General features: G+C 31.7%; 11 protein-coding genes. 10 read left to right on the top strand and 1 reads right to left on the bottom strand.

The window, feature by feature from the left end:
• The first annotated feature begins 24 nt into the window (after positions 1–24).
• From ACFS6I_RS01395 to ACFS6I_RS01365, 7 genes are all read left to right on the top strand, one after another.
• Complete coding sequence (locus ACFS6I_RS01395) at positions 25–948, top strand: LLM class flavin-dependent oxidoreductase (RefSeq protein WP_380917623.1); 924 nt, start codon at positions 25–27, stop codon at positions 946–948.
• Between the two features lie 5 nt (positions 949–953).
• Entirely contained in the window at positions 954–2651 is a 1698-nt protein-coding gene (locus ACFS6I_RS01390) for a biosynthetic peptidoglycan transglycosylase (protein WP_380917621.1), read from the top strand.
• Positions 2652–2889: 238 nt separating this feature from the next.
• Positions 2890–3108 (top strand): class I lanthipeptide, encoded by a 219-nt coding sequence (locus ACFS6I_RS01385; RefSeq protein ID WP_380917619.1) that lies wholly within the window; start codon positions 2890–2892, stop codon positions 3106–3108.
• A gap of 92 nt (positions 3109–3200) precedes the next feature.
• The gene (locus ACFS6I_RS01380; protein WP_380917617.1) at positions 3201–4394 is read left to right on the top strand and encodes a lanthionine synthetase LanC family protein; all 1194 of its coding nucleotides are present in this window, start codon (positions 3201–3203) and stop codon (positions 4392–4394) included.
• Positions 4391–5305, top strand: coding sequence for an LLM class flavin-dependent oxidoreductase (locus ACFS6I_RS01375; protein ID WP_380917615.1), 915 nt, complete (start codon positions 4391–4393; stop codon positions 5303–5305). Before ACFS6I_RS01380 ends, ACFS6I_RS01375 begins: the two co-directional genes overlap by 4 nt.
• Before the next feature lie 3 nt (positions 5306–5308).
• Positions 5309–6574, top strand: a complete 1266-nt coding sequence (locus ACFS6I_RS01370; RefSeq protein ID WP_380917613.1) for a hypothetical protein — start codon at positions 5309–5311, stop codon at positions 6572–6574.
• Between the two features lie 319 nt (positions 6575–6893).
• Positions 6894–8039 carry a glycosyltransferase family A protein gene (locus ACFS6I_RS01365; RefSeq protein ID WP_380917611.1) on the top strand — a complete coding sequence of 382 codons (1146 nt, stop codon included), beginning with the start codon at positions 6894–6896 and terminating at the stop codon, positions 8037–8039.
• 170 nt (positions 8040–8209) lie between these two features.
• Here ACFS6I_RS01365 and ACFS6I_RS01360 read toward each other — a convergent pair whose 3' ends face one another.
• Positions 8210–8698, bottom strand: a complete 489-nt coding sequence (locus tag ACFS6I_RS01360) for a M15 family metallopeptidase (RefSeq protein ID WP_380917609.1) — start codon at positions 8696–8698, stop codon at positions 8210–8212.
• A 797-nt stretch (positions 8699–9495) separates the two neighbouring features.
• On the opposite strand from ACFS6I_RS01360, the gene ACFS6I_RS01355 reads away from it, so the two are divergent.
• The 3 genes from ACFS6I_RS01355 to ACFS6I_RS01345 all read left to right on the top strand — a co-directional run bounded on the left by ACFS6I_RS01355 (position 9496) and on the right by ACFS6I_RS01345 (position 12950).
• Positions 9496–10011: a hypothetical protein gene (locus ACFS6I_RS01355; protein WP_380917607.1), complete on the top strand. Its 516-nt coding sequence runs from the start codon at positions 9496–9498 to the stop codon at positions 10009–10011.
• A gap of 432 nt (positions 10012–10443) precedes the next feature.
• Positions 10444–10773, top strand: coding sequence for a nucleotide pyrophosphohydrolase (locus ACFS6I_RS01350; RefSeq protein ID WP_380917605.1), 330 nt, complete (start codon positions 10444–10446; stop codon positions 10771–10773).
• Entirely contained in the window at positions 10773–12950 is a 2178-nt protein-coding gene (locus ACFS6I_RS01345; RefSeq protein ID WP_380917603.1) for a DNA/RNA helicase domain-containing protein, read from the top strand. The genes ACFS6I_RS01350 and ACFS6I_RS01345 overlap by 1 nt, the downstream gene beginning before the upstream one ends.
• Positions 12951–12999: the final 49 nt, after the last annotated feature.

Here is a 12999-nt window from a genome sequence, read left to right as displayed (position 1 = left end):
TTAAAGTATTTATTATAGTAAATTATGATTAGTTTAAGTCTGTTAGATTTTGGTAATATTTATCCTCCTAACGTTTATGCCCATGATGTTATAAATCATCTATTCGAAAATATACAAGTTTTTGAGGACTTAGGATATAAGAGGTATTGGATGAGCGAACATCTTGATAGTAATATTGCATGGGCATCCCCCGAACATCTTATACCTTTGCTCGCAGGATATAGTAGTACCATAAAAATTGGAGTTGCAGGTGTGTTAATGAAATATCATACTCCCATTAGGATTGCTCAAGCATTTACCATGATATCTTCAATTTATCCCGATAGAATTGATTTGGGATTGGCGAAAGGAGATATTCAGGAAATATATCTTAAACCGTTTGGTGATTTTGAAAAACACCCTAACGAAGAATATTTTTATTCTCAGGTGAAGGAATTAATGGGTTTTATGCAGCATGATCAGACAGAAGAGTTTAAATATAAAGATATTCAGATACAACCATATGGTGCTAAAATGCCGGATTATTGGCTTTTAGGCTCTTCACCCAGTTTGATACAATTGGCGGTGGATTATAAAACCAATTTCTGTCTATCTTTGTTTCATACTGATCGAAAGCTTACTGAGCTATCAGAAACACTATCACGTTTTCGTGAGTTGTTTTTTAAGAGATATGGTCATTTACCAGTAGTTTCAATTGCACTCCAGGTTAATTGCTCTCATTCGGATTATATTATTAGCAAGTTTAACAAGGAAATGGCCTCAAAATCTTGGAAAAATAACCATAAAGCTATTTGTGGAAAGCCATCAGAAGTTAATGATAGGATTTTAGAAATTGCAGATACCTTAAATGTTGAAGAAGTTGTATTGATGAATGCTTATCATAGCCTTGAGGAGAAATCAGAATCCATTCGGTTGATAGCAGAAAAAATGTTGAAAAAATATACCTAAATCCAATGAAAATAATTTGTTATCTTTTTTTTGTTTGCTTAAAAGTCTTTGCAAGCACGTCGTTGTCCAAGAAGATTTTTTCGTATATCATAGCTAAAATAGCAGGGAAATATCATATCGATTTGCATTACCAAAATTTTAGAATTACAAATATAAATATATTAGAGATTTATGGAATTAGTGTTAGTAATCGGCAAAGAAATCTAGATTTGTCGATTGATTACATACAGGTACATCGGAGCGCGGCTTTTAAAAGAGGGAAATTGTTTGAGAGTCTAAAATTGGAATCTATAATTCTTTCTCTACATAATGCTGGATTTAGGAAAGAATCGGACAATACATTTCAAAAAAAAGATAATTATCTGAAAAGAATTAAATTAATACTTTCAAAAAGCTATAGGTTCATTCATAAAATAATCATTTCTGATTTTGAAGTTGTTGGATTTCGGGATCTAAATATAAACTGTGAAGGAAAATATATACTAGAAAATGGAAAAGCTGAAATTTCTGAATTTTCAATATTTATTCAAAAAAGCAGTGAGTCTATTTTTGCAATGAATGCTGATAACGTCGTCACTTTTTATCATTTTTTTGAGCGGGAACTTACAATAAATTTTGAATGTCACAATGTATCGATATTGTCGGATTTATTCGCTGATAAAAAGATAAATGCTAATAAGATTAATGCGGATCTAGCAATTATTGAAAATGATGATAATAAAAATATAAACATTAAAACTTTCTTTATAGATGGAATGAATCTAAAATGCAATATTACGTTTGACTCGAACTTTTTGGAAGTAAATTTTGGATTGAATAAAATGAGTATTGATCATTTAAAGGCTTTTTTTGGGAATTTTGTAAATCGCTCTATATATGAAATTGATTTAGTTGGACAATTAGAGTTTTCAGGAGTATACAAACTCGATTTTAAATTCAGAGACAGATTTAATTTAGATATAGACTTTATGGATTCCGAATTTGAAATCAATTCCCTTAATTCATTTGAGATTTCTGGGAATATTGGCCCACTAATTTATGTGGTAAACGAATTTGGGTTAAATATAGATGAGCGTGATTATAAATTATATAAAGAAAGTAATTATTTTACTCCATTATTGAAACAGGCTGTAGTTATGTGTGAAGATCCCTCTTTTTATACGCATAGTGGTATTGATTTTGAGAATATTGGTTTTGCAATTTCTAATAATATAAATTCCAAAAGAATATCGAGAGGTGCCAGTACAATCACTATGCAACTTTCAAGAAATTTATTCTTAAATCATAAGAGAAATATTTATAGAAAGGTTGAGGAAGTAGTTATAGCACTTATTATAGAAAATCTCATATCCGTATCTAAAGATAAAATTTTAGAAGTTTACTTAAATATAATCGAATTTGCACCAAATATCAGAGGAATAGAAAGTGGGGCGATATTTTATTTTTCAAAGAATTCGAAAGATCTAAACTTAATAGAAATAATTACTCTTATATATATTATTCCTCGACCATATCATTTTTTGGAAGCTTTAAAAGTAAAATCTCCTATTTTGATAGAAAATCTCGGTAAACATATTAATTCAGTGATATATAGGTTAAAAAAGGTCGGATTAGAGGCTGTGGATTTAGATTATATAAAAGATATTGGATTAAAAATAGATTTTGCACCTGCTTTTGGTAGTTTATATGTTTTAAAAAAGTAGCTAAATATTAAATAAAGTGTTTCAAATTGATATTAATTTACTTATTTTTATTGATATTCATTTTGTTTAATGTAATTTAACAATGTTTTTTTGTAAAAAAGTTTATTAAATTTTGTTTGTATAAAAAAAATTGGTATATTAGATTAAGATACTTCTGTGGTGATTTGGTGATTAATAGCTGATATAATTCGAATAATTATATAAATAACAATTTTTTAAACCCTAAATTTTCTTTAAAATGAAAAAGAAACTGAAATTAAACAAACAATCTATTAGTAACTTAGATGAGAAAGCCCTTAGTAATTTAAGAGGGGGTATTGGATTAGGAGCCTTAGACGATAGCTGTTGCGGAGGAGACTACTCATGTAGTAAGTCTTCATTTGCAGGAGTCGCAACCGGTGCTGCATTAGTTACTGTTGATCCTAGCGCTGCCCTTTGTTCTGCAATTAAATGTTAAGTAATTTCTAGTGAATTAATTTTAAAAATTGCATCATGGTTTTATGTGCACTATTCGTAAAACTATGATGCTTTTTTTGTTGATAAAATTTTATGCTTCGAATTAATGAAAATATGTCTCCTATTGTTCCATTCGTTAACTTTGATGTTAAAGTTGAAAATTGTGGTCTTTTAACGGGAGAATTAAGTAAAGTTCTTTTGCTTTTTAATCTTTATAAAATTGGTAATGATGAAGAAGTAAAACAACAAGCTGAAGATTTACTGTATAAACATGTTGAGTTTGCTTCCGAATATCCTTTAAATTTTAAGTTTGCATATGGAGTAATAGGTTTGGCTTGGTTGATACAATTTTTAAAAAATAATAACTTAATAGGGGATGATTATGATGAATTTTTGGATGATATTGATGATAATCTTCCTGCCTCTTTAAAATGGGATTTAGAAGACCAGATTTATGATCCGTTTATAGGTTCTATTGGAAAAGCTCACTATTTATTTGAGCGATTGGATTCGGGGGATAACGCCAAAATGCATAAAATGTTGGGAGACATAGTAAATGGATTAGATGATACATCTTTAAAATTGAATACTAGTGTCTCGTGGTTAGATTTTTATACTTCTCTTCACAATCCAGATGGCGATAAAAATCCGTATTTTAATTTAGGTCTTGCTCATGGTGTTCCGAGTATTATCTGTTTTTTGAGTAAGTGTGTCCAGTACGATATCGAGCGCGATAAATGTTTACGGATGATTCGAGGGAGTGTTGATTGGCTGTTAGAACAAGATGCGGATAATTATGTGTTTCCATCTGTCGTTTGGCCTGATGGGAAAAAGTCTATAAGACAGCCTTATGTGCTTTCTTGGTGTTACGGAATTTTATCAATTGCAACGGCCTGTTTGGTTGCCTCAACAGCTTTAGGTGATAAAGAGCTCCTTCGCAAAACATTTGATATGATTAAAATATCCGCTCAGTTGCACACGACAGGCTATAGTGTCGCAAACGAAGAAAATGGTGCTCCAAACTTATTTCTTTGTCACGGAGGTTATGGGATCGCTTATATTTTAAATAAATTTTATCATGTATTCCAAGATAACGAATTATTTGATGCATATCAATATTGGGCTGACTTTTCAAAAAATAATTTTAAAGAAAATGGATATTTAATGTCTGAAAATCAAGGATTGTTAGAGGGAGTTACTGGTATCTCTTTAATTGATCTAAACCTAAAATATCCAAATTCTGGTCTTAGAAATTGGGATAAGATTTTCTTTTTAGATTTGTTATGATTAAACTTGGGATTCTAGAATTTGGTTACGCACTAAACAAGATTAATAGCACAAAAGTAATTGAAGAAACGGTCCTTAATTCTGTAAAAATTGAAGAATTGGGATTTTCCAGGTTATGGATTGGTGAACATTATAATGAGTATTCAACATGGTCCAGTCCAGAAGTAATTCTAAGTTTGATAGTGTCTAAAACAAAAGCAATAAAAGTTGGGGCTGCTGGGGTTCTTTTAAATTATCATAATCCTTATCGTATGATTCAGACTTTTAAAATGTTATCTACTTTGTTTCCTAATCGAATTGAATTGGGATTTGCCAGAGGTGGGGTGCCTGACTTTGTGAAGGATTACATACATAAATTGGCGGCATCTGATTCCATGGATTTCTTCATAAACCAAATTAACCAAGTATTTAAAATTATTGAAAATGATCAAAAATTTTTAAATGGGAATGATACAGGAGGGTACATTGCTCCAGTGGGGGGAGCCTACCCAGATTATTGGTTTTTGGGAACATCAGATGCAGTTTTTGAACAAGCTGTAACCCACAAGTCCAATTTTAGTTTATCATTGTTTCATGATACATCATATCAAAAAGATAATAAGGATCTTTTAAGGATTTTTTCAGAAAAATTCTACTCTACAAATGGTTTTCTTCCTCTCAAAAATATTGCTATTAAATGTATCTGTCTTGAAGATAAGAAGGATCTTGAGGGATGGAAGTCTAAGAATAATTACATCTATAAAGAGGGGTTTATTATAGGTAATAAATCTGAATGTAAATCAAGACTTCTTGAACTTCAAAAAAAGTATGATACTGAAGAAATTATTGTTTCCATTCCATTTTTGAGTGGGGAAGACAATATTGATGTCAAATTTGAAACTCTTTATAATATATCTGACTTGCAGCTTTAGCCTATGAATATCCTGATACTACATTTAAGTTCAAATTTTGAGGAGCGTGAATTATTTTTCGCGTTTGAAAAGAAATTAAAGGCTGAACGATGCAAAATATTGCATCTTAATGCTACAGGTCCTTCCTTGTCAGAAAATATGGCCCTTGTGCCTCTTGCTGATATAGATTCTTCTCTGTGGGACTGTGTTTTTATTTTGGGGTCAGGGAAAGGTGACTTTAAAATTGATTTTTTAAATAGGAGATTTAATCTTCCTATTTATTTATTTTTCTGTAACCAGAATGGTCACGTAAATTTTCTTGCAGGTATTGCGCATAACAAACACAATGTTTTTGGTGTTTTTTATTTAAATCCTACAGAGAAAATAACGGCTATTTTTCCTTTTAAAAAAACATTTTATTTTTCAAATCTTCAACCATCAAAAAAACGTTTTTTTAATCCATCCATAGGATTAGATCTTTTTCATACTTCTAAGGAATTTGCGCATCAAATTGTTAAGATATTCAACACTCTCCCACAATTTAGGTTAAATGTGTATGGTAGGCCTTCCGATAGGAGAAAGCTAGAGCCATATTTTAATAGTAATATTTCCTTTATTAATATTATAAAGGAAGATTTGTATTTCCAGGATGATGGTGTTCTCTTAAGTAGTTCTTTAAATGCGTTACATGCTGCTGTGTCAGGAATTCCTGTTATTATAGTAGGGGATAAAGGATTTGGAGGCATTTTGTTAGCGGATAATTTATTTGATCATCTTGAGAGTGGAATAAGTGGGAGATTAGGAGGATATTTGGGCGAGGAAATTCCGGGAAATTTAGTTTTTCAAGAGATAAATTCAATTTTTGCATTATCTGAGTCTGAAATTTATGAAAATTCTGAAAGAATTAGACAGCTTGTCTCAATAGAGAATCTTTTTGATAATGTTATTGACCACGTGCGATATCGAAACTGGATTTTTTTTAAATTTCATGAAGGAGACTATTCTAGTTTAACAGCTAGATTAGTCGAAGGCTTGGAGTTAACATATACTGCTACAGGTACCGCAAATATTATTTTAAAAAGTCATAATAAACTCCTGTACTATTTAGAGGTGGCGGAATCTAATTTTCTGAGATTGCTACTATCTGAAAATAGTCTGTCCGAATCGATTAAGCAATTTGTAGAAATTAATAAAGAAAGCTATGAGTCAGCTGTTGGCTTTCTCGAGGAATTATGGAAAAATAAAATTTTGGACTTAACAATGATAATGAATGTCGGATCTTTGGAATAATATTGATTTAGATATAATTGTTACAGGAATTAATTCGTTACATGATTGGATTGATTTTTTGTATTTAAATTCTCATATTTTCACGAATAATGGCTTAAGGATTATAGTCGCGATTCCTGAGCAAGTTTCATGGTCGGATCTAAAGGAGTCGGTATTGCAATTCCCGTTTTTGAATCTTAGTATTATAAGTTTTGATTTTTCAAGTTCTTATAGTGCAGTTCTTAATCTTTGTCTTCTGAAATGTCGGAAAACGCATGTATGCATTTTAGATCGAAGAGCCAACATTCATACAGAGTTTTTGATTCGCTTAAAAAGTATCTTGATAGAATATAAAAAAAATTATTTTTCTATCATTTATGAAAACGAGAAATGCATACATGTATATGGATTTGCTATTCGAAGAAAAGCTTTTCGTTATGTTGGAGGTTTTGATGAGAAATTCAATCAATTTTATTTTGAAAATATAAAAGCGAGGTTCGATATTCTTGGATTTAGAGAATTTAGTATCGATTTCGAAGGAAGGTTTAAGCATTTTTTTTACAGAGAGGGTTTAAATCTGCATGATATTGAAATAGCGAAAGCATTATTTCCAAAAGATCTAAAAATAACAAACTCTTCGTTAGCTGTAAATATACAGTATGACTGGGAGTCTTGGAATGATATTAAGTACAATTGCTTAATGGGTTATTTGGACAATTTTATTGATTATCAAATATTAAATAGTGACTTTTTTACAGGAACTTACAAAGTTATTGCTTTAATTCAGACCTATAATGAAGAACAATATATTAAAGAAACACTCCGAAGTCTGTATAAGTTTGTTGATGGAATTATTTGTCTTGATGATTCCAGCGATGACAATACTTATGAATTGATTGATGATGAAAAGGTTTTATTCAAAGCAAAGAAAAGACGAAATGGATTTAATGATTTGAGTAATAGAAATCTACTCCTCCGATTGGCATCATTTGTTAGATCTTCGTATTATTTTTTTATTGATGGTGACGAAGTTCTAGATAAGCGTTATAATAACCTATTTGATCTTGTGGAACGGCCTGAAATAGATATTTGGGGAGTTTATCTAGTAAATTTATGGGATAGTGATTATGATTATCGTTCAGATATACAAGATGGAAATATGAATTCGAGAGATGGAGCGATATTTAGATGGAGAATTTTTAAAAATATTGGTCCAATGCAAATTATTGCTGATAAGAAATTGCACTTTACTGCTGTTCCTTATTTACAAAATACCGCGAAATCTAATTTGCTATTATTGCATCATGGTATGAAAAATAGTCGTGATAGGGTGGCAAAATATGAATTTTATCAAACTAACGATGAGAACTTTGATGTGCATCTAAAGAATGGTATGTATCATTTTTTATTAGATAAAGATGTGGTGAAAAACCGGGTTGATTTGTTTTTTTTAGAAAATGGGAGTCCAAAGGTTTTAGGCTCTTAAATAATAAATATTACTTGCTAAATAATAATACGATATTATTTAATGAATTTGGACTTATTAAGCCTAGTATTGCATCTCTTTATACGTAAAAATTTGTAAAATAAATATTCATATTTTCTTACTAATAAGTGGATATAATCGCGAAATTAGTTTTATATAAGAGATGTAAATTAGTACACCTCTTTAAATGGATTGTAATCGTTTTGTGGATACCATTCGAATGAAAATAATGATGGCTGTCTAATTATAGAGCATCTTTGTAAATGGGCAGCATCCACAAAATCGTTTTTCTCATATGGTTTCCCCCAATCTCCTCCCCATATTAACCCATGCTTTCTTGAAAGCTCTCCTAGGATTGAAAAATCACCTTCCCATGAGGGAATTCCGTTAATATTCAATACCAAATCACATGCTAGGCCAAAGTGATGGACTCCAACTTCATTTAATTTTGTCACTCCTTGCTCAAATAAAAACTGTTGCCTCGCTGTGCTTCGAAATGTTTCAAAAATCATCAGTTCAACCCCATTTTGTTTTGCTTCGGCAATAATCTTGATTATTTTTTGTCGGGTAATTGGTTCTAATAATTCCAAATCATCAATTCTGTCCAAGGTATTGATTCTATGATCTTTTAATATGTTGTTTTTATAGAAATTTCTCATTTTATGGATTTATTTAAAGCTTGCCAGCTATACGTCTATATATGTTATTTTTGCTTTATGACTTATTGAAGACTTTTTCATTGATTTCGAAATCTTAGAATATTTATTCCTAAATAAGCTGTAAATGATATTAATTTTTCGTTGATCTAAAATACTAAAAGTATTCATTATGTTTTCAGTAAATTAAAAATAATTGCACAAATGAATAGCATAAAACCATTCGAAAACTTAGTTTAATGTTAATGAAAATATTTAGTATGTGAAACTTTATAATTTTTTAAAAAAATGTGTTTATGTTATATGGGAAAATAATATTTTTAATTTTAGAATATGTTTTGTAAATTCGTTCTAGCGCTCTTTTAAACTTTGGGGAATATATGCCTAGTTTATTGAGTTGTAAATATTTATTTCTCGGGGGTGTTTATTTGTGAAATGCCCTTCAAAATAAATTTAATAGAATTTCAGAGCGATAATATTACTTTTTTAATTATGATAAATCTATCATTTTCTAATGAGGCTAATTTTATGCTTCTACTTATAATAATCAATAAACTTAAATGAATTAAGAAAATCTATAAAATTCTTCCTGATTATTTTGATCATCAATTTGTACAGTAGATTTCTCTTTTGCATATGCATACTTATAATCAAAAGAGTGGTGAAGAATCTTTATAAAATGTTAATATCAGATAGAGAAAAAAGATTGCCGGGTTTAAAATTCTGATCAAAAGAAAATTCAAATATTCCTCCTTGCATAGGAGTATAGTTTTAATAAAAAATACTTAAAAAATAAATATATGAAACAGCTATATGAGAAGTATATGCGAAATTTTGATGATAGTCAAAGAGCTATGGCTTGTAGTTTAGAATCGATAACTTATTGTGTCAAATTAATTAATACATTTGGTTTGACAAATATCTTAGATCTCGGGAGCGGTGTGAGTACCCTATTATTCTTATCCCAATATGATAATATTAGATCTATGGATACCGACCCTAAATGGGCTAATAAAACAGAAGCAATTATCCGTGATTTATTAAATATTCAATTTAATGTAAATACAAATTTAAGAGATATCAAGGATAATCAGTATGATTTTATCTTTTATGATTTGGGAAATTTGGAAGATCGAATTTATAATTTCCCCCAAATACTTTCTTTAGGAGCTAAATATATTTATCTTGACGACTTTCACATTTTGCCCTATAGGTATTATGTAGAAAGCAAAATTAATGGATACCGATTAGTGTACCTTCCAGAAACGATTGATAGTTTTGGACGATTTGGAGCTTTATTAATTAAAAATAATTGATATTTTAACTATAACTATTAGGGCCCCACATACCATTGATAAATGCGTGAGTTTTTTACTATAATGAATTTGGGATATTGCTAAAGAGTAATGTTAATTAATAATTCCACTTATGAGCTATGGCATATCTTACGCCACTTCTAGTAATTTTCCATATATCCACTAAAACGGTGTATAAGATGATAATTGAAGTGAAAAACGATTTGACCGACGGTTTCGCAACAGATCATGCCAATATGGTAGCCATTTGATGTTGGTTTGGCTTCTATTAATAATTGTTTTATTTAGCAATAAAGCTCACGGAGCAGCGTGATCCAATATTTTATAAGATTTATCAATTATAAGTTTGTCGGAGTAATCCTCTCCCTAATTGTATTTCAAACAATATTTCAGATATTTGGGTAGAACCCTTAGCAGTTAAAAGATTTCATCATGTCCGACATTCAACATTTATTAGATCAGATCCGTCAGTTTCGAGATGCCCGAGATTGGGAGCAGTTTCACAATTCCAAAGATTTAGCTTTGGCATTGAGTATTGAAGCCTCTGAGCTTCTTGAGCTTTTCTTATGGAAAGGCAATGAAGATGCTGATCCCGATAAACTAAAAAAAGAACTAGCAGATGTTTTGATGTATGCTTTATTGCTTGCCGATAAGCATGGGTTGGATATAAAAGAGATTGTTGAGGAAAAGATGAAACTTAATAATGAAAAGTACCCTGTAGAGAAAGCAAAAGGAACGGCCAAGAAGTATAACGAATTATAATGATCAAACCTTTCCAGATTATTCCTTATCCATTTGATGCGCAGTTGGAACTTACTTTATTGCAACAGCAGCGTGATTATCTGTCATGGCCAATTGTCTATTTTCTTCAGGATAAAAAGGAAGCTTATGTTGGTGAAACCACCGATATGGTTACCCGCATGAAAGCACATCTTAAGACTGTCAGAAAACAACAGTTACAGTCTGTAGCCCTTATCCGGAGTGAATTGTTCAATAAGTCAGCAACTTTAGATATCGAATCCAATTTGATTCGCTATATCGCCGCCGATGGGCAGTTTGATTTACAAAATGGTAATCTGGGGATCTCCAATCATAAGTTCTATCAACAGAAAGAAGTTTATTGGGAACTGTTTCGTGATATCTGGTCAGAATTAAGAAAAATGGGTATAGCTCGTCATTCACTTGAGCATATCGATAATTCAGATCTTTTTAAATATTCTCCCTACAAAAGCTTATCGCGAGAACAGACCAATGGATTAAAGATGATTCTTAGATGCCTGCTTGATGAGCGTGCTAAAGTGAGCCTTATTCACGGTGGAGCAGGAACAGGCAAGTCCATCTTGGCTATATTTCTTTTTAAATTATTGAAGACCGATTTACAGGATTTCAATAAAGCAGATTTTGATGAGTCAGATGAGGAGCTATTTCAGCTAGTAGCAAATGTCCGTCAAAAATATGGTGACTTGGAAATGGCTCTCGTTATTCCAATGCAGTCATTTCGTAAAACTATCAGCAAGGTCTTCAAAAACATTAAAGGATTATCACCAATGATGGTCATTGGACCAGCAGAAGTGGTTAAACAGAAATATGATCTCTTGATCGTAGATGAAGGCCATCGCTTACGCCAATGGAAAAATCTTGCCGCTTATTATGGTACATTTCGTAAAGTATCACAGCAATTGGGTTTAGATGAATTAACCTGTACGGAGTTGGATTGGGTGCAGTTGCAGTCCGATAAATCTATTATTTTTTATGACGAGTTCCAGTCCGTAAAGCCATCTGATGCGGATAAGCAACGTTTTCTCGATTTGCAGGCATTAGAAAGTACACGGATTGAACGTTTGCGCTCTCAGTTCCGAGTAAAAGGAGGAGCACATTATATGGAGTTTGTACATCAGCTCTTCTCAGATAACAATGCACTATCACCAAAACCTTTTGAAAGCGTGCAATACGATTTTCAGTTATTTGATGATCTGGATGCCATGGTCAAGGAGATTAAGCGTAAGGATGATTCTGAAGGCCTGTGTCGTATGGTCGCAGGTTTCGCCTGGGATTGGATCTCCAAGAAAGACAAGTCACTTTACGACATTGTTATTGGCAATAATGAGTTGCGCTGGAATAGTACCGATGTTGATTGGGTTAACTCTGTCAATGCAATTCATGAAGTAGGCTGCATTCATACCACACAAGGCTATGATCTCAACTTTACAGGTCTTATTATCGGTCCAGAATTGGATTACGATTTCGATACGAATGCTTTTGTTGTATATAAAGATCGATATAAAGACAAAAATGGTAAGAACTCGATTAATGATCCATTAGTTCTTAAAAATTATATCCTCAATATTTATCGTACCATCCTGTTTCGAGGTATTCAGGGAAGTTATGTGTACGTCTGTAATGACAATCTAAGAAAGTATCTGGCACAGTACATTAAAAGGCAGTCTATAGCGGACAAAAGAGAAATAGTATATAGCATTACCGATACCCAATCTGAAAATTCAGTTCCATACTATGACCTTGAGATTGCAGCAGGGAGTTTCTCTGAGCTCCAACAAGCAGAAAACACTCGTTATATTCAGGTAAATGGAATCACAGTAGATCCAGCGAGTTATTTTGCATGTAAAGTCGTGGGGGAGTCTATGAACAAGATTATCTCGAATGGCGCTATATGTCTATTCGAGAAATATCAAGGCGGTTCCCGCAATGGATTGATCTGTTTAGTTGAGTCCAATGATTTTGTTGATCGGGAATTTGGATCCAACTACACGATAAAAGAATATAGCAGCAAGAAAACCATCAGTGAAGAGGGTTGGGAGCATCAAGAGATTACGCTTTTACCAAAATCTACCGATACATCTTATGAGCCAATTGTATTAAGAGATGAAGAGCTGTTAGATTTGAAAGTGATCGGAGTGTTTAAGAAGGTGCTAATATAGGACTTTAAAAAAGTAAAGTCATAGTTTCTGAAAAGGTTAACTTACAGGA

Source organism: Sphingobacterium anhuiense (assembly GCF_042686355.1).
GTDB classification, from domain to species: Bacteria; Bacteroidota; Bacteroidia; order Sphingobacteriales; family Sphingobacteriaceae; genus Sphingobacterium; species Sphingobacterium anhuiense.
This window is presented reverse-complemented; position numbering and strand designations above follow the sequence as displayed.